We start from the raw sequence: 18,266 nt of genomic DNA on the forward strand, positions 1-18,266 counted from the left end.
CAGGGTAGAATTCCGCCAAACGGCTTGTGGACGAACACGCCACACACACGCACAACATATTCTCTGACGCAGGCTCCTGCCGCACCTCAATGGCCAATCCCGCAGAATCCCATCCGCAAAACGACTTCATCAATTCGGCGCGCAAGGAACGTAAGCGCGTTGAAATCTATCTCGTCAACGGCATTCGTCTGACGGGGTGTATCGAGTCGTTCGACCAGTACCTGGTGATGCTGCGCACCCCCGTGGGTCTGCAAGGCATCTACAAGCGCGCGATTTCCACGATCCAGCTCGACACGGGCGGCTCGCGCCCGGGCGGCGGCGGCCCCCGCGGTCCGCGCACCGGCGGTCGCCCCGGCGGCCGTGAAGGCGGCGGTCACAGCCCGTACGGTTCGCACGGCGGCTCGCGCGAATCGCGCGGCGACGGCGGCTACGGCTCCCGCGAGCCGCGCGAGGGTTACGGCTCGCGTGAGCCGCGCGAAGGCTACGGCGCGCCGCGCGAACCCCGCGAAGGCTACAGTGCACCGCGCGAACCGCGTGAAAGCTACGGCGCGCCGCGCGACACCGGCGACGCGTCCGGCAACACGTCGCCGTCGGATTCACGCGGCGGCAACGGGCCGGTGATCGTCACGCGCCGTCGGCGAATCGTGCCGGACGGCCAGTAAAACAAAAGGGCAAGCCAACCGGCTTGCCCTTTTTCCTTGTGCGGCCGGCGCGGCATGTCGCCGCACCGCCGCCGCCGAGTTCAGCGTGCCGTCGTCGGCAGGCCCGCGTCGGCCTCGCGCTGCAGCGAACGCACCTGCTGCTGCAATGCACGCAATTGCGACTGGAGTTCGGCCTGCTGGGCCTGCAACGCCGTCGTCTCGCTGCGGACGCTCTTCTGGCGATCCGCGACCGCCGCCTGCTGCTGGCGCGCGATCGAGATATCAGCCTGCAGACGCCGCGCACGGTCCTGCGTGACTTCGATCTGCTTGTCCATTTGCGCCTTCTGCGATTCCAGCTTCGCCGCGCGCAGTTCGTTGACGGCCAGCCGCTCCGCCTGGCGCGAGAAATCGCGATAGATCGCTTCCGCACGCGTTTCGTCGAAGGTCTTGATCACGCGCCAGAACGCCTTCTGCTGGAACAGCGCGACGAAGTACGCACCGTCCTTCACGTTGAACAGCAGGCTCGCACCGTAGCTGCCGTTGTAGCTCGTGCGCATTTCCGTCAGCGTGTGCGCCTGGATCTGGCGCTGCAGGTCGTCGACCGTGCTCGGCCCCGTCGATTCGCCCGCCTGCGGCTGCACCGACGTCTGGACCTGCTGATCGATCACCGGAATCGCGGCCACCGGCGCCGACGCCTGCTGCACCGCCGGCGAAGTGCTGTCTGCCAACCCCTGCGCGTAAGCGCCCTGAATGCCTCCCACCATGGCGAGCAACACGCACGCCCGCCCCAACCCCGTCATATGGCTCATGAAGTTTTATTCCCGCCCGTGTCGTTGTAATTCAGCGCGATTTTATCTCATTAATTACTCGCTTTCGCGTGTCTCGGGCTCTTCGTCGAAGATCTGATATTTGCGCATTTTTTCCCACAGTACCTTGCGGCTGATGCCGAGCTGCTGCGCCGTGTCCTGGCGCCGCCAGCCATTTGCGTCGAGCGCCGCGATGACGCGATTGCGCTCGTTCATGTCCCACTTGCTGCGATCGACGAAGACCTCGGCCGCGCTCTCCGCCGGCACCGGCTGGGCCGAGTTGCGCGCGTGCGCGATCAGCCGCTGCAGCCGTGCGGCATCCCACCCGCCGGTCTGCCGCACCGTCACGCCGACCCGCTCGGCGAGGTTGCGCAGTTCGCGCACGTTGCCGGGGAAATAGCTGTCCGCCACCGAATCCGTCAGCCAGTACGGCAGATCGGACAACTCGGCGAGCCGCTCCTCGCCCACGACCTGTGCGACGAACGACTTGAACAGCGCGATCTTGTCGACTGCGCCGCGCTCTTCCAGCGACGGAATGCTCAACTCGATCACCGCGAGCCGGTAGTAGAGATCCGCGCGGAACAGCCCGTCCTTCACGAGCTGCGGCAGCTTCTTGTTGCTCGCCGCGACCAGGCGGAAATCGACCTTGATCGGCGCCGTCGCGCCGACGCGCAGCACCGCGCCGTCCTCGAGCACGCGCAGCAGCTTGACCTGCTGGTACAGCGGCAGATCGCCGACTTCGTCGAGGAACAGCGTGCCGCCTCCCGCCTGTTCGAAATAGCCTTTATGCGCAACAACCGCGCCCGTGAACGACCCTTTCGCATGGCCGAAGAACAGCGATTCGAACAGGCCGTCGGGAATCGCGCCGCAGTTCACCGGCACGAATTCGCCGTGCCGGTAGCGCGAATGCTTTTCGTGCAGCAACTGCGCGATGCGCTCCTTGCCGACACCGGTTTCGCCGTGCAGCAGCACGTTGGTGTCGCAGTCGGCGAACGTGTCGACTTCGTGCAGCAGTGCCTGCATCGATTCCGAGTGCGCGACGAGTTCGGACGGCTGAGACGTTTCGGCCGCGTGCGCACGCAGTTGCGTGACGAGCTTGCCGATCATTCCGCGCAGTTCGGCGCAGGTGAAGTCGAGCGGCAGGATATGCGAATACTCGGGCGGATACTGCGACGAATCGTGGTCGCGCGCCGCGCCGACCCAGACGACCGGCATGCCGATGTTGGCCTGCCAGTCGCGCAGGAACGCTGCGCCGATTTCGATCATCGTCACGCTGATGATCGCCAGCGACGGCCGCAATGCGGCGCGTTCGGGCGAGATCTCCGCGTTGTCCGCGCGGATCACTTCGACGTCGAAGCTCGCCATGCATCGGGCGACGCGGTCGACAATGTCCGCCTTGCCTTCCCAGACGTACAGGTCGAGCTCTTCGATTGCGGGCGTGGTTCTCATCGGATCTGCTTATTCAGTAAACCGTTTGGGCGACCCCGCAGTTGAGCGAGATCTGGTGGACCGTCGCCGCGCCGACCTGGACGCCAAGCAGATTCAGCAACGGTACGAGGACTGCATCGAGGCTCGAAAGGAGCGGGCCGAGCAGGCCGGTCAAAAATGTGAGCAACGTGGAGACGAAATTCCCCGGGACCGACAGAACGTTGGCGCCGAACACACCGAGGTTGACGTTGATATTCGCGGCCGCGAGTTGCGTCAGCGCCGAACTGAGCGCCGAGCCGAGCGCATTCGAGTTCACCGTCCAGTAGTCCGCATCGATTCCCGGTACGCCATTGAAGGTATGCGATTGGGAAGCGCCTTGTACCTGAACCGATACATTGGACAAGGTCGCCGTCAGCTGCGCAATCCCCAGCACATTCGCGTTGATGATCTGCCCGGGCGACTTGCAACTGTAAGTCGACGACAGGCTGATCTTGCCGGACGAATCGAGCGGCGGCTGGCCGATGCACAGATTGGCCACGCCCGGTTGCGCGGTAATGACGACGGTGCTCGCCGCCTGCGTGGCGGCACATTGTGTCGAGTTCAACGTCGCGGTGCCGGTACCCACTTGCAGATAGATCGGCAGATTGACATCGACTTTCACGCTGAGCAAAGCCAGCAACGCGCCCAGCAGCGGCAACTGCGCCGTGCCAAGATCGACATTGAGATACACCCCCACCGCGGCAGTCGAAGCGGTCGTCCGCCACGTTCCCGTCGACGGATCGATCCCGCCCTCGCCGATGCCGATCGACGGCGGGCTGATGATCTGCACCTGCAACTGCGTCCCCGTCAGCCCGCCGAGATTCAGCGACGGCACGTTGACCGTGACCGCCGGCTGGCCCGTTGCAGCGATCTCGGCGCCGACGAGCAGCAGGTCGAGCAGATCCACCTGCGCGTTGAGCGCTGCCTGCGTATCCGCAAGCGCAACGTTGAGCAATCCGCCCGCCCCGCCGAGGCCGATCGACGTCCCCGGAACGTTGGCGCTCAGAATCGTCTGCAGCGTGGCGAGGCCCGCCTGCAGATTTGCGTTCGCGACGGACGTTTGCGTTGCCGCGTTCACCATCAGTTGAATCAGTTGCGGCAACGTGAGCTTCAGCGCGAGCAACTGATCGACCGTGCCGACGCCCGCGGCCACGACGAGGTCGCCGACCTTCACGTTCGTGCAGGCGAGCGCTTGATACGACCCGATGTTCAGATTCAGGCTGGCGCCAAGCAGCCCGCCGATCAGTCCGTTGACGAGCCCCGGATTACCGGACGTCGGTGCGGATCCTCCGGCGCAACCGACGCCGCCGAGTGCGGCAAGGGTTGCACCGACCGAGAACGTATCGATGTTCGTCGAGCGTGCGGTCGATACCGCGGACACCGGCTGCGGTGGCCCGACGAAGAAGAACGGCACCTGACGCGTAACGATCACCTTGGCCGCGTTCAACTGCGTGGTCCCGGGGGTCGCGGCCACGTAGTAGCTGGGTTTCGGGTTGACCGCCGTATCCCAGCGACCGCATTCGACACTGATCGTGTCGCCATTCGACGTATTGAGCCCGTTCGACTGCGCATTGCTGGTCGCGGTGGCGGTCGGCTGCCCGCATGCGTCATCCATGCGCTGCACGGCCGCGAGCGCGGCCATGTCGGCAATCCGTTGCACGTCCCGACGCTGGTAAAAGAGATTACCGACGCCGATCGCGCCGAGCGTCGTGATGGCGATCAGCGTCGCGATGATCGCCATCACCGAGAACGCCCCCCGCTGTCGTGACGCGAGGCGGAATGCGCCGCCGCTGTGTCGGGTCTTCACCGTTTCGCTCCGTCAGTGCGCGAGGTCGCTACCGGACACTCCGCCGCTGCCGCTGCCTCCACTGCTGCCGCCGCCCGACGCCGACATCGTGCCGAACCACTGCGGAATCGGCGTCTTGAACGAGTCGAGATAGCGCTGATAGGCGTATGTGCCGGCCGCACCGTCGATAGGCTGAGGTGCGGCCGCCGCACGATTCGAGCGCTGCAGGTCGAGCAGCGCATTCGTTGCATGATCGATTTCGGACGCCGGCGGGTTGCCTTGCGCATGGGCGACACCCGCGCAAAGCGTGCACGCGAATGCGATGCACGCGGCCCGCCCGCGGATTGAGGAAAGGTGAAACATGATGGCCTCCGTGAATATCGTCGTTATCGCGCGAAACGCTGCAGCAGCGGGACGGCAAGATCGATGTTGTCGCTGCTCGCAACCGACGGCACGGACGCACTGCCTGGCGTGTGTGCGATTGCACGTTGCTTCGCGCGTATCGCGGCCGTGACCTTCGTCTCGTCGTCGCGAATCTCGCCGCGCACCGCCGGCGAAAGTTTCTGCTGATCCATCAGCCGCCGCGCGTCCTTCGCGTGACCGCTCACGAGCAGATAAAGCACAAAGTTGCTGAGGATTTTCGGGTTCTTCTGTTCGAGTTCAGCCGCCTTCAGCAGCGGCACGCGAGCCCCCGCCAGATCGCCTTCGCGCATCCTCGAATACGCGAGATCGGACAGCGTCGCCGCATCGGTCGGCGCAAGCACGGTCGCCTGTTCGAGTTGCTGCCCGGCAAGCGCAAAATCACCGCGTGCGCCGGCGGTCAGGCCCAACCCGCGATAGCCGCGCGCGGCGAGCGGCGTCGTCAGCAGCTTCGTATAGGCGGCCACGCCGGCGTCGTACTGGCCGGTCGCGCGCAATGCGTCGGCGCGAAGCAGGATCGTGTCCGGTGATGCGCCATATTGTTTTTCGTACTGGTCGATGTGCGCCAGCGACGCAAAATACAATCCCTGCCCCTGCATCCGCTCGATCAGGCCCAGGTACATGCCCGGCGTATCGGGCGGCGCACTCTTGTCGGCAGCGGCCTGCATCAGCGCGCCGCGTTCGGCCTGCGCACCGATCCCGTATCCGGATTCCTTGAACAGCGAGCACCCGCTGGCGAGCAACGTGAACGCCGTCGCGCCTGCGATCGTGCGGATCCAACCAAATCGATTCATCTTGTGTCGCTCCTTCCCCTCATGCCGCATCAGCGTTGAATCGCGGCAAGCGCGGACAGCACGGTCATGATCCCGGGCCCCGCGGTAACGATCAACAGTGCAGGCAACAGCGTGATGATCATCACGCCAGTCATCTTCACCGTCAGTCGACCGATCTGCTCGCGCAGCGTCGCACGACGCCCTTCACGCAGGCGGTCGCCGAACTGCTTCAGCGGCTCCTGCACCGCGCCGCCGTGCTTGTCCACTTGAATCAGCAATCGCACGATCGCGCGCAGATCCTCGTTGTCGAAACTGTTGGTGAGGCGTTGCAGCGATTGTTCGCGCGTGCGTCCGGCCGCGAACTGCCGTTGCGCCACGCCAAGCTCCCACGACAGCACGGGCAGCATGGTCTCAAAATCGTGCGTGACGACCTGGATGCTCTGGTCGAGCGACAGGCCGACGCCCTGCAGCAGCCGCAACATGTCGACGAGCAGCGGCAACTCGGCCGCAATGCTCTGCCGGCGCGCGGTGGCCCGCCGGCGCACGTAGATTTTCGGCAGCATGTATCCGGTCACGAGCGCGACGGAGATCCAGAGCAGCCAGCGCGTCTCGTGCCCGCGACTGACCAGTACCAGCACGGTAAGCGCCGGCAGCAGGATCGCGGAGGCAATGCGCGCGCTGACGAACAGCGCTCTTGCGCGGACGTCGACGAAACCGCACTGTTCCAGCAGCTGACGATCCTCGTCGGCAATCAGATAACGGCTGAAGCCGGTCTCGAGCCATCGCATCCCGACATTTTCGAAACGCGTGCGCAGCCCCGCGAAACGTGCGCGCGGCGCAGCGGGTGCGGCGGCATCGCGCGCAGGTTCGGCGGAACCGGCTCGCACGGCGGCCGCTTCGATCGCCGCGGTGCGGCGGTCGAGCGCATTCACCAGTGCACGTTCGGCACGCTGCACGAGCATGACGCGAACGATCGCGAGCGCGGCAAGCAGCAGCACGCCGATCGATCCGAGCACCAGCGCAAGCGCGCCTAAACGGTTTGCATCCATCGATTCACCTCAACCGCGCGAGCCGGTACAGCCAGAAGCCGCCCATCGCCTGCAGCACGAATGCCAGATAGATCAGCTGACGCCCGGCATCGTCGTTCCACATCACCGTGAAGTAGCGTGGGCTCGTGGCGATGACGAAGCTGCCGACCGCGATCGGCAACAGCGCCAGCACCCAGGCGGACAACCGGGTCTCGGCCGACATCGCGGACAGCTCGCGTTCCGCCTGCTCGAGATCGCGCATGAATGTCGACATCCGGTCGAGCATCACGTCCGCCCGCCCGCCGTAGCGGACCGACAGACGCAGCACCGCGCCGACCAGTTCGAATTCGCGGATGCGATACCTGTGCGCGATCTGCAGCATCGCGCGATCGATCTCGACGCCGGAGCGCAGCATCTGCGACACGTCGTCGAGGCAGCGGCGCAGCGGCATCTCGGCCGTCTGGAGCGCCGACTGGAACGCCGCCGGCACGCTGTTTCCCAGGGTAACCAGCCGCACGATTCCGTCGAGAAACGACGGCAACTGACGAACGATCTTCAGGCGGCGCCGGCTGATTCGCGACGTGATCCAAAGCACGACGAGCACGCCGCCCGCAACGAGCGCGGCCGCCGCCGCGAGCACCCCGCCGGCCGCGCCGGCCCACAGTGCGAGCAGCGCGATGATCGCAAGCGCCAGCACGAGGCCGGCGCGAATCTCGTCGAGACCCGCGCGGTCGGACAATACCGTCCATGCATCGAACACCGACGTGCGCCAGCGCGCGAACCCTTGTTCCGGCTCCTGCGCGTTCACCGTACCGGCCGCCGCGGCACGCGCGGTGCGCGCGTCACCCGCCGACGCTGCGGCGCGCGCACCCTGTCCCACCCGGCTGTCGAAGAACCGTTGCGTGTGTGCACGCCCTTCCCGTACCTGGCTTCCGCGCCACAACAGCAACCCGGCTGCCGCGCAGATCAGCGCGAACATCAGCGCGAGCAAGCTGACGCTAGACATTGAAGCCTCCGCCTCGCCCGAAGTTGCCGCCGAATCCGCCGCCGCTCGCCACAAGCGTGTTGCGGAAGCGCGCAAGCTTCGGCGAATGCGGATGAATGCCGAGCGACTCCCAATGATCGATCTCGTCGCCCTCCGCCGTGACGCGCGCCTCGTAGCGATACAGTTCCTGGGTCGATACGATGTTGTCCGACATGCCGGTGACTTCGGTGATCGACAGGATGCGCCGACGGCCGTTGGACAGTCGACCGATCTGCACGATGAAATCGATCGCGTTGGCGATCTGCCGGCGCAGACTGGCCTCGGTGCCTTGAAAGCCGGCGAAGCCGGCAAGCATCTCGAGCCGGTACAGACACTCGCGCGGCGAACTCGCGTGCACGGTGCCCATCGATCCGTCGTGGCCCGTATTCATCGCCTGCAGCATTTCGAGCACTTCGCCGCCACGCACTTCGCCGACGATGATCCGGTCCGGCCGCATCCGCAACGTGTTTCGCAGCAAGTCGCGAATCGACACGACGCCGCTCCCGTCGAAGCCGCCCGGGCGGCTCTCGAGCCGTACGACGTGCGGGTGATTCAGCGACAGTTCGGCCGTATCCTCGATCGTCACGACGCGTTCCGCCATCGGAATGTGGAACGCGAGCGCATTCAGCAGCGACGTCTTGCCCGAACTGGTGCCACCCGACACGAGGACATTGCAGCGCGCCTCGACCGCAGCCTCGAGCAGCCGGCCGATTTCCTCGTTGTAGGTGCCGTTGCCGAGCAGGTCCTCGGGTTTCAGCGGATCCTTGCGGAACTTCCGGATCGACACGACCGGGCCGTCGATCGACAGCGGTTCGATCACCACGTTGACACGCCCGCCGTCGGGCAGCCGCGCATCGACCATCGGATTCGATTCGTCGAGCCGCCGGCCGACCGGCGCGAGAATCCGTCGCACGATCCGCAGCAGATGGGCGTTATCGGTGAAACGGATCGGCAGCTTCGACAGAATCCCGTGCCGCGACACATAGATGTCGTTGTAGCCGTTGATCAGGATGTCTTCGACGTGCGGATCCGCCAGCAGGTCCTCGATCGGCCCGAAGCCGGCGAGCTCCTTCGTCAGCGCCTCGGCAATCGCACGCACCTCGCTCTCGTTGAGCGGGATCCGCCGCAGCCGCACGAAGCTGTCGATTTCGAGATCGACGAACTGGTTGATCGCCTGCCGCGACCAACGGCCGAATTCGGCGCCCAGTTCCTCGATCCGCGTGAGCAGATGCTCGTGTGCGGCATTCTTGATGTCGTGGAACTGTTGCGATTGCGAAAACGGCGCTGCGCCGTCGGCAAATTGAATGTCCTGTGCCATCGCTTACGACCGCTTCGTAGAGGATTGAATGATTCGCCTGAGTGCCGACAGGCCGCCCGACGCACGCTGTGCCGCTCCCGGCGACGGCGTACCCGCAAGGTGCTCGACCAGCGACCCGAGCGCACGCACGTACGGATCGCGCTCCGCGACCTCGGCAATCAGCTTGCCCTGGTTCGCGGCATGTCCGATCGATACGCGCCGCGACGGCAGCGTCGCGACCAGCGACAGCCCCAGCCGTTCGGCGATCTGCGCGGGCATCAGCCCGAGCTCGGCGTCGAACTGGTTGACGACGAGCCGGATCCGTTCGGTCGCGGCACCCACCTCGCGCAACCCGTCCAGCATCTCGACTGCCGATACGACCGATGCCACGCCCTGGTCGCAAACGAGCCATGCCTCGTCCGCAAGATTCACGACCTGCGCAATGAATTCGCGATTCGGGAAACCGCCGAGATCGACGATCTGGTGATCGAAGAACGCCCGCAGCCGGTTCAGCAACGCCGCGCACGACGCGGTTGCCACTTCACGCAGATCGGCGAGGTTCGGTGGCAGCGTCGTCAGCGCGGCGCCGCTCGAATGGCGCGCGAGCGCGGTCGTCACGAACGTGCGGTCGATCCGGCGCAGGTTGCGCACCGCCTCGACGAAATGGAATTCGCAGCGCGTGTTCAGGAACAGCGCGCCGTCACCAGCCGGCAACCCGAGATCGAGGAGCGCGGCTGCGTGCGCGGGATCGGCGGCTCGCCGCTGCATCAGTATCGACAGGTTCGCGGCGAGCGTGCTCACCCCCATCCCGGCGCGCGCGCCGAGCAACGCAGTGACCTTGCCGTGGCGATGCGCCGGCTCGCCGGCGTTGTCGAGCAACACACGCGTGATGCGCAGCGCCTCGTCGGCCGGTGCGGAAAAATCGACGAAGTCGCGTACCCCCGCGCGCAGCGCGGCGAGTGCGCCCTCGGGTTGCGCGAGCGAGCCCAGCGCAACGACCGGCACACCCGGATGCGACACGCGCACCGCAGCCACAACCGTACTCGCCGCCGCGCAATCCCCCGAGAAATCGATGAATACCAGTGCCGGATTCAATACGCCGATTCGCTGCGACAGCGCCGCACCGTCGAGCGGCGCCCCCTCGACCGCGCCGGCCGAGACCAGCGACCGAGACAGCCATTGCACGCGCTCCGCATGCGAGGATGCGCAGACGAAGTGGTCGGTGACGGCGGGCTCAGCCAAAGAATAGGTTCTCGCATTCATCTTGGATACTCCCAATGAAGCAAGGCATCGCGTCGTGCGCGACGGCCTGCGCTGTCCCGTAACAATTCGGCGCGCTCATTTCGAGAACCCCGGCCCTGCGTCCGGCGATGCCATGCCGCCCAGATACGAACGCCACACGGGACCGTCGCGCTGCTCTGACAGCTCGCCCGGGGTCGCCGGCAGCGGTGCACCCTGCGCGATCGGCGCGACGAGATGCGGCGTAACGATGATCACGAGTTCCTTGTCGGCTTGCTGGTAGCTCAGATTCTTGAAAAACGCGCCGATGATGGGCAGATCCCCCAGGAACGGCACCTTGTTGACGTTGGACGTGGTCTCGCGGTCGATCAAACCGCCGATTACGAAGCTTTCGCCATCGCCGAGCTCGACGGTCGTATCCGCGCGCCGCGTCGTCAGCGCCGGCACCTGGACGCCGTTGATCGTGATCGAGTGCACAAAGTCGAGCTGGCTCGACTCGGGCGCGACCTTCAGCGCGATCCGGCGCGGGTTCAGCACGGTCGGCGTGACGGTCAGCCCGACACCATAGGGCTTCCATTCGATCGAGATCGTGCCGAGCGATTGCGGGACCGGCACCGGAATCTCACCACCCGCGAGGAAGTTCGCGCTCTGGCCGGACAACGCGACGAGCGTGGGCTGCGCGAGCACGCGGGCGAGATTGTTCGCCTCGAGAATCGACAGGTCGGCGAACAACCCGCGCGACATCGAATTGACGACGAGATTGAACGCCGACGAAATCGGCACGTTCGTGTTGTACGTGAGCGAGCCACCCGGCGTCCCGGTAATCGATGTCAGCCCCGTCGGCGCGAATGCGCCGAACGAAAAGCCGTTGCTCTGCTTGAAGAAGTTGAGACCCGCCTGCTTCAGCACCGTACGGCTGAATTCGACGACGCGCACGTCGACCTGCACGACGTTCTTGCCGGAGATCGTCGACGCATCGATGGTCGTCCCGTCCTTGCCGCTGACCGACTTCGCCGCATGAACCGCCCGCTGATGCCCGTCGAGCGTCCCGGACGCACCGCCGATCACCGTCGTACCGCCGTACGTATTCACGCTCGGCGATGCGCCGTCGAGCAGTGCACGTGCCGCGCCGCTTGTGACATTCACGTTGTAGACGGTCGGCTCGTCGCGACCGCGCTCCCAGATCATCACGTTCGTCGCCCCGGCGTTCTTCGCGACGAGCAGCACGCCGCCATGCCCGCCCTTCACGACGAGCACGTCGGCAACCGACGGATCGCCGACCGCAACCCGCTGCAGCGCATGCCCCGTCGCGATCTGCCGTTGCGCGCCGACCGCCAGGCTGATCGTCCCGCTCGTGTCGGCCGCGTCCGACAGCGGCGGCATGGCCAGCGCGCTCAATGCAATAGCTAATCCAATCAGTTTCTTTTTCATTGTTTTGGAGGCATCGAACCGCCCCCCTTCTCTGGTTGTCGTCTTCGTGCCGCTCAGTAGGCGACCGTTTCGGTCCGCCCACCCCGAATCACTTCGATGCTGCCGCCGCTCGTATGCCGCGTGACCAGCCGCGGCGCCGCACGCGGGGCCGGCGCTGTCGTCGCACTCTTCGACAACTCTCCGAGCACCACGCCAGAAGCAGCAAGCGCCGACGGGCTCTTGTCGTCACCCACGCGAACCGCGACGGTCTGCGCCGCGACATCGTCGTCGCGCGGGTTGCGAAGGGCGAGCACGAGCCGGCCGCTCTGCTCGGCGAGCGTCAGTGCGTCAACCTGCGCGGTCGGCACGGCAAGCACCGCGGTCCGCATGCCGACCACGGAGCCGTTCGAACTGTCGCGCTCGGTCGTTGCGTCGCCAAACGACAGCACGCGGATCTTCGACATCAGCAGCCGTGCCTGCGTATTCACGATCTCGGCCGTCGACGTCCCGCCTATCGCCACGCCAGTCCCGTCGCGTTTCAGGTTCAGGAACACGTCGACATAGTTGCCGGGCCGCACACGGTTACCGACCGCGTTGGTTTCGTCGACCTTGATCGCGACGGCCCGCTCTCCCGGCTCGATCTGCTCGGCAAGGCCGGACGACAGTGCGCTTGCGACGATGGCCGCCTGCGCCGGAATGTCGGCAGCCGGGATGCGGCCGACCAGCTGCAGCGGATCGGCGAACGCGCCCTGCGGCGCGGCGGTCGACTGCTGAACCTTCAGTGCATCGGCCGGAATCGGCTGGCCGGCTTGCAATGGCCGTGTTGCCACGACGACAGGCACGCTTTGCGTCGCGACCGTCGACGCAACCGGCGTGACGTCCGCGGGCTTGCGTCCGAGCATCCACGCATAGACGCCGAGCAGGACCGCGATCGCGATCAGCAAGCCCGCAATGATCTTCGTCAGATTGTTGGCCATGATGTTGTTATGTTTCCCCGCTACTCACGATTGAATTCTCCGCGCAACGTTGACGACCGGGCGCCCTCGACCCGGCACGACACCATCGCTGTCGTCTAAATGATGTTGACCGGGCTGATCTGCACCATCGCCGTTCCGGTGAGCGTCGACGGCACCGGCAACAGCGAACCGAGCAGCGGGAACGACGGGATCAGTGGGTTCTGCGAGTACGGATAGGTCAGCGTGATCTGCACGCATAACATCGTCGCATCGTACGAACAGCTGCCTTGTTGTGTCTGCGCGCACGTCGCCCCCTTCAGCCACGTGGTCAGATTCGTTGCGGCCGTGCAGGCGGCCTGGGCCCGCGCCGCGAGCGCGGCTTGCTGCGCTGCCTGCACCGACGCAGCCGCTCCGACCTGCTGATAGTTCAACGCGGCGCGTGCGCCTTCCGTCGCCGCAAGCGTCAGGTTTTGCTGCGCGGCGAAGATCATTCCGTACGTGATGATCGCGTACAGGATCAGAAAGAACACCGGCAGCATCAGTGCGAATTCGACCGCCGTCGAACCCCGCTCGCGACGCCGCATTCCGGGGACAGAATGAATCATCGTCATTGCATCCCCCCGGTCGCAATCCGGTACCCGCACCACAGCACCGCCGGAATCACGAGAAACGCGGCATACGGCGATGCCCGGAAACCGGCGATCTCCAGTGTCGGCGAGCGCCGCTGCCACAACGCGGATACGGGCGTACGGGTTGCGAAGACCAGCGCGCCGGCATGGGCGAACGCGAGCAGGCTCGCCACGATCCAGAGCCAAAACAACGCATGGGGGCCGCACCACGCGCCAAGCACCGCGAATACCTTGACATCCGCGGCACCCATTATGCGCAGTACGAAAAATGGGAAAAGACTGACAATGCCGATCAATGCGCCAATCAGCGCCTGATTCACGGATATGCCAAATGGATTATGTCCGGAGAGTACAAATGCAGACACGAATCCACCGATCACCAGTGAATTCGGTATACGCCTATGACGGATGTCCTCGAGCGCGACGAGCACCGCCCACGCGAGGAAAACCCCGACGCCAGTTAGCAGGATCATTTACGCCCCGAGCGGCAAAACTTACCTACGCGGATTGCCGAAGCAATCCGCGCCCCTAACAACAGGGAGATGAGCAAAAGCTCGCTCGTTACGCCTTCGGCAACTGGTTGGCGATGTAGGTAAACGCCCCCGAGATGCCACCCGTCAATGTGCCGACGGCAGTGACAAGAGCGACGGCGACCAGTCCGGCGATGAGTCCGTACTCGACTGCGGTAACCCCGTCTTCTTCCTTAAGGAAGCGAATCATCATTGCTTTCATTTTATTCCTCGTGCCTGTATTTACGTTCTTTGGCCTTTTATACGTATACATCCCCGCATATCTGGCCCTTGCCCCGCGTCGTTCGCCACATCTGCGTTAGCGTCAACCGGGTGCGCTTTCTTTATAGGTCGCCCCGAGGGGCATGTCTCACGATTTGATGCAAGTTAACATTCGCGATAGTGACCCTCCTCGAACGTTGTGTACCGAACCGTACATTTGCTTACATCTGCTCCGGATTCTATATCCGATCCTATTTAACTTCCAACCTCTTTTAACGACATGGATCGAAAAAAATGACCGTGAGCACAACGTATTTGTACGGCGTTTCGGTACGTCTTACACATAGGATTTACGATAGGTTAGATGTGCACACCTAATCCACCAGTAAAACAATTGCCCTGTCCACCAAGCCCGTAGGGGCCCCACGTTACGTCGCACGCGTAACGCCAATGTTGTGACGTTACGTTACGAAACGGCCGAAACCGTTCTCATTCGTCTGCACTTAAACAGATTCAACAATCTTTCAATTTCCATAACTTCCTTTTCCGACAAGGAATTGCCTCGTTTAAAACCTGTCGTCGAACCGTCGGCCATCGAAATGGCACGACAGTTGCAGAGTAGTCCTCGCACCACTCAACACAACGAAGTTCACAAGACATTTTTAATGCGAGGATGAAATGGACATCAAGGTTATCCCCCATGGCGTGTTCCGGACGACTCTGATCGCGGCCACCGTTGCAGCCATGCTTTCCCTCTCCGCGTGCGGCGGCTCCGGTTCCATCAGCCAAGGCCTCGGCGGCGGCTCCAGCTCGGGCACCGGCGATGCGATCTCCACGTCGGGCGGCGGCGGCTCGGGCACGAGCGGCACCTCCGGCACCAGTGGTACGTCGGGCACGAGCGGAACCTCCGGCACCAGCGGCACCGGCACCTCGGGAACGAGCGGCACGTCCGGCACCAGCGGCACCTCGGGAACAAGCGGCACCTCCGGCACCTCGGGTGTGTCGTCGAACGCAGTGGGAACTGTCCTCGCAAGCGGCAGCAATATCGTCACGGGTGTCGGCGGGACCGTCTCGGGTCTCGGCACCGTCATCTCCGGCCAGTCACTGCCGGGCGTCAACCCGGCCACCACGCAAGCCGCGGGCGGCATCGTGCAAAGCGTAGGCGGCGCCGTTACCGCACTCGGCAACGGCCTCGGCAACGGTCTCGGCCAACTCGGCGCGACGAAGGATCCGATCGGCACCACGGTCGCCAGCACGGGCGGCGTGGTCAATCAGCTCGGCGGCGCAGTCACGCAGACGGGCAACCTGGTCACGAGCCTCGGCAGCGGCCCGCTGTCGCCGCTCGCACCGGTCACGGGCGCCGTCGGCGGCCTCGTGTCGACGCTCGGCGGCGCCGTATCGAACGGCGGCAACACGCTCACCAACGTGCTGTCGACCGGCCCGATCCAGCAAGTCACGCAGACGGTCAGCTCGGCCATCACGCCGATCACGACGATGGTCGGCCAGACCACCCAGACGATCGGCACGGCGACCGGCCTCGGCGCGCCCGTCAACACGCTGCTCGGCACGATCGGCAATGGCCTGAACCAGGCCGGTGCGCTGCTCGCGTCGACGGGCGGCAACCCGGTCACGACGGGCCTCGGCAACACCGTCTCGTCGACCGGCAACACCGTGAAGGCCGTCGGCGGCCTGCTTACGGGCGGCACCGGTGGCGTGACCAACCCGCTCGCACCGCTCACGGGCCTCGTCTCGACCGTCACCGGCGCACTGGGTGGTGCAACGGGTGGCGGCAGCGGCCCGCTCGCTCCGGTCACCGGTCTCGTCTCCACCGTCACCGGCGCACTCGGCGGCGCAACGGGTGGCAGCGGCGGCCCGCTCGCTCCGGTCACCGGCCTCGTCTCTACCGTCACCGGCGCACTGGGTGGCGCAGCAGGCGGCAGCGGCGGCCCGCTCGCTCCGGTCACCGGCCTCGTCTCCACTGTCACCGGCGCACTGGGTGGCGCAGCAGGCGGCAGCGGCGGTCCGCTCGCCCCGGTCACCGGTCTCGTCTCGACGGTCACCGGCGCACTGGGTGGCGCAGCAGGCGGCAGCGGCGGTCCGCTCGCCCCGGTCACCGGTCTCGTCTCGACGGTCACCGGCGCACTGGGTGGCGCAGCAGGCGGCAGCGGCGGTCCGCTCGCCCCGGTCACCGGCCTCGTCTCGACGGTCACCGGCGCACTCGGCGGTGCAACGGGCGGTACGAGCGGCGGCCCGCTCGCGCCGGTCACGGGTCTCCTCGGCGCAGTCACGGGCGCACTCGGCGGCGCGACGGGCGGCTCGGGCGGCAGCAGCCCGCTCGCTCCGGTGACGAACGTGGTGTCCACGGTCACCAGCGCGGTCGGCGCACCGGCATTGACCGGCGGTACGGGTGCAGTCACGAACTCGGGCTCGTCGTCGAATCCGCTCGCACCCGTCACGTCGCTGATCGGCGGCCTGCTCGGCGGCACGCACGGCAAGTAAACCAATATCCATTCATCGAAAAGACAGCGAGGAGTCCTTCATGTCCCAGCAACGTTCCCTCACGACGGCAGCCCTGCGCCAGTGGCGCGTACCCCTCACCGCCTTCGCCGCAGCCTGCCTGCTGGCCGCCTGCGGCGGCGGCGGCGTCAGCTCGCCGCCGACCAGCAGCAACAACGGCCAGAGCAGCACGAGCGGCACGCCCAGCACAAGTGGCACCAGCGGCACGTCCACCGGCACGAAGGGTGTCGTCAGCACGGTCGGCCAGACGGCCACCGATCTCGGCAGCACGGTTGGCAACATCAGCCTGCCGGGCCTCGGCGACGGCGTGACGAAGGGCGTCGGCAGCACGCTCTCCAGCACCGGCACGATCGTCGGTGCAGCCGCCGATGCCGTAAGCAACGGGCTGGGACAGATCGGCTCGACGAAGGATCCGGTCGGCACGACGGTCGCCGGTCTCGGCAATGTCGTCGGCGCGACAAGCAACACGGTTTCCGGCCTGAGTTCGACGGTCAAGGCACTCGGCACGGGCCCGCTCGCGCCGCTCGCGCCGGTCACGACTCCGGTCGGCACCGTGCTCGACACGGTCGCCAACGGCCTGACGGCCGCCGGCACGACAATCGGTTCGACACTGTCGTCGGGTGCCGTGCAGCAGGTTACGCAGCCGCTCAGCTCGGCGATCACGCCGCTCGTGATCACCGCCGGCCAGGTCACGCAACAGGTCGGCACGACGACGGGCCTCGGTCAACCCGTCTCTGGCCTGCTCGGCCAGGTCGGCGGCGCGATCAGCTCGGCCGGCAAGCAGGTCGGCGGCACGTCGAGCCAGCCGCTCGTCGGCGACGTCGGTCAGCTCGTGACCGCGGTCGGCAACACCGTGACCAACGCGGGCGGCCTCGTCAACCCGAACGGTCCGAACGGCGCGGCACCGATCCCCGGCCTGATCACGAGCCTCGTCGGCGGCTCGACGGCTAACGTCCAGAACGGCACGTCGTCGGGTTCCAGCTCGACGAACCCGCTCGGCGGCCTGCTGTCGGGTCTCGGCTCGACGCCGCTCGGCTCGCTCACGGGCGCACTTGGCGGTGCAGCGGGCGGCTCGGGCAGCGGCCCGCTCGCACCGGTCACCGGCCTCGTCTCCACGGTTACCGGCGCACTGAGCGGCGCGGCCGGCGGCAGCGGCGGCCCGCTCGCCCCCGTCACGAATCTCGTGTCGACGGTCACGGGCACGCTCGGCGGCGCAACGGGCGGCGCAGGCAGTGCAAACCCTCTCGCGCCGGTCACCGGTTTGCTGAATACTGTCACGGGAGCAGTGGGCGGTGCAGCAGGATCCGGGGGTTCGAGCCCGCTCGCGCCGGTCACGTCGCTGATCGGCAGCGTCTCGGGTACGGCATCGTCGGGCGGCGGCTCGACAGGTCTGCTTGCGCCGGTAACGGGGTTGCTGGGCACGCTGGGTAGCGTTGGCAAGTAAGGAGGACGGTCGCGCCTCCGCAGCCGGAGCGGATGGCGCGGCCGTACCAATACATCCGGCATGGCGGCACGCGGCGCGCGACACCCTGGTGTCGCGCG

Annotated in this window: 17 protein-coding genes; 3 read left to right on the forward strand and 14 right to left on the reverse strand. The window is 65.9% G+C overall.

What is annotated here, in order from left to right; genetic code table 11:
• Positions 1–89 precede the first annotated feature (89 nt).
• Positions 90–662: an RNA chaperone Hfq gene (gene hfq / locus ACTRWB_RS20570; RefSeq protein ID WP_412023397.1), complete on the forward strand. Its 573-nt coding sequence runs from the start codon at positions 90–92 to the stop codon at positions 660–662.
• A gap of 80 nt (positions 663–742) precedes the next feature.
• On the opposite strand, the gene ACTRWB_RS20575 is transcribed toward hfq, so the two are convergent.
• The 14 genes from ACTRWB_RS20575 to ACTRWB_RS20640 form a co-directional block, all read right to left on the reverse strand.
• Positions 743–1,450, reverse strand: a complete 708-nt coding sequence (locus ACTRWB_RS20575; RefSeq protein ID WP_048243978.1) for a DUF2968 domain-containing protein — start codon at positions 1,448–1,450, stop codon at positions 743–745.
• Positions 1,451–1,504: 54 nt separating this feature from the next.
• Positions 1,505–2,896: a sigma 54-interacting transcriptional regulator gene (locus ACTRWB_RS20580; protein WP_446903088.1), complete on the reverse strand. Its 1,392-nt coding sequence runs from the start codon at positions 2,894–2,896 to the stop codon at positions 1,505–1,507.
• Positions 2,897–2,909: 13 nt separating this feature from the next.
• Complete coding sequence (locus tag ACTRWB_RS20585) at positions 2,910–4,721, reverse strand: TadG family pilus assembly protein (RefSeq protein ID WP_446903089.1); 1,812 nt, start codon at positions 4,719–4,721, stop codon at positions 2,910–2,912.
• 12 nt (positions 4,722–4,733) lie between these two features.
• The gene (locus ACTRWB_RS20590) at positions 4,734–5,063 is read right to left on the reverse strand and encodes a DUF3613 domain-containing protein (protein WP_419687158.1); all 330 of its coding nucleotides are present in this window, start codon (positions 5,061–5,063) and stop codon (positions 4,734–4,736) included.
• Between the two features lie 23 nt (positions 5,064–5,086).
• On the reverse strand, positions 5,087–5,914 hold the full coding sequence (locus tag ACTRWB_RS20595) for a pilus assembly protein (protein ID WP_129514423.1): 828 nt from the start codon (positions 5,912–5,914) through the stop codon (positions 5,087–5,089).
• Positions 5,915–5,943: 29 nt separating this feature from the next.
• Positions 5,944–6,942, reverse strand: a complete 999-nt coding sequence (locus ACTRWB_RS20600; RefSeq protein ID WP_419687156.1) for a type II secretion system F family protein — start codon at positions 6,940–6,942, stop codon at positions 5,944–5,946.
• 4 nt (positions 6,943–6,946) lie between these two features.
• A complete protein-coding gene (locus ACTRWB_RS20605; protein WP_446903090.1) occupies positions 6,947–7,927 on the reverse strand; it encodes a type II secretion system F family protein in 981 nt (326 codons plus the stop codon).
• Positions 7,920–9,263, reverse strand: coding sequence for a CpaF family protein (locus ACTRWB_RS20610; RefSeq protein WP_446903091.1), 1,344 nt, complete (start codon positions 9,261–9,263; stop codon positions 7,920–7,922). Before ACTRWB_RS20610 ends, ACTRWB_RS20605 begins: the two co-directional genes overlap by 8 nt.
• Positions 9,264–9,266: 3 nt before the next feature.
• A complete protein-coding gene (locus ACTRWB_RS20615; RefSeq protein ID WP_446903092.1) occupies positions 9,267–10,505 on the reverse strand; it encodes a fimbrial protein in 1,239 nt (412 codons plus the stop codon).
• 75 nt (positions 10,506–10,580) lie between these two features.
• Positions 10,581–11,912 carry a type II and III secretion system protein family protein gene (locus tag ACTRWB_RS20620; protein WP_419687152.1) on the reverse strand — a complete coding sequence of 444 codons (1,332 nt, stop codon included), beginning with the start codon at positions 11,910–11,912 and terminating at the stop codon, positions 10,581–10,583.
• 53 nt (positions 11,913–11,965) lie between these two features.
• On the reverse strand, positions 11,966–12,868 hold the full coding sequence (gene cpaB, locus ACTRWB_RS20625) for a Flp pilus assembly protein CpaB (RefSeq protein ID WP_446903093.1): 903 nt from the start codon (positions 12,866–12,868) through the stop codon (positions 11,966–11,968).
• 95 nt (positions 12,869–12,963) lie between these two features.
• Positions 12,964–13,452: a TadE/TadG family type IV pilus assembly protein gene (locus ACTRWB_RS20630; protein ID WP_446903094.1), complete on the reverse strand. Its 489-nt coding sequence runs from the start codon at positions 13,450–13,452 to the stop codon at positions 12,964–12,966.
• Positions 13,453–13,454: 2 nt separating this feature from the next.
• Positions 13,455–13,949 carry an A24 family peptidase gene (locus tag ACTRWB_RS20635; protein ID WP_419687147.1) on the reverse strand — a complete coding sequence of 165 codons (495 nt, stop codon included), beginning with the start codon at positions 13,947–13,949 and terminating at the stop codon, positions 13,455–13,457.
• A gap of 88 nt (positions 13,950–14,037) precedes the next feature.
• Entirely contained in the window at positions 14,038–14,208 is a 171-nt protein-coding gene (locus ACTRWB_RS20640; RefSeq protein ID WP_129514414.1) for a Flp family type IVb pilin, read from the reverse strand.
• 677 nt (positions 14,209–14,885) lie between these two features.
• On the opposite strand from ACTRWB_RS20640, the gene ACTRWB_RS20645 reads away from it, so the two are divergent.
• The gene (locus ACTRWB_RS20645) at positions 14,886–16,706 is read left to right on the forward strand and encodes a collagen-like triple helix repeat-containing protein (protein WP_446903095.1); all 1,821 of its coding nucleotides are present in this window, start codon (positions 14,886–14,888) and stop codon (positions 16,704–16,706) included.
• Between the two features lie 40 nt (positions 16,707–16,746).
• Positions 16,747–18,168, forward strand: a complete 1,422-nt coding sequence (locus ACTRWB_RS20650) for a collagen-like triple helix repeat-containing protein (RefSeq protein WP_446903096.1) — start codon at positions 16,747–16,749, stop codon at positions 18,166–18,168.
• Positions 18,169–18,266: the final 98 nt, after the last annotated feature.

This window comes from Burkholderia sp. YIM B11467 (assembly GCF_052952715.1).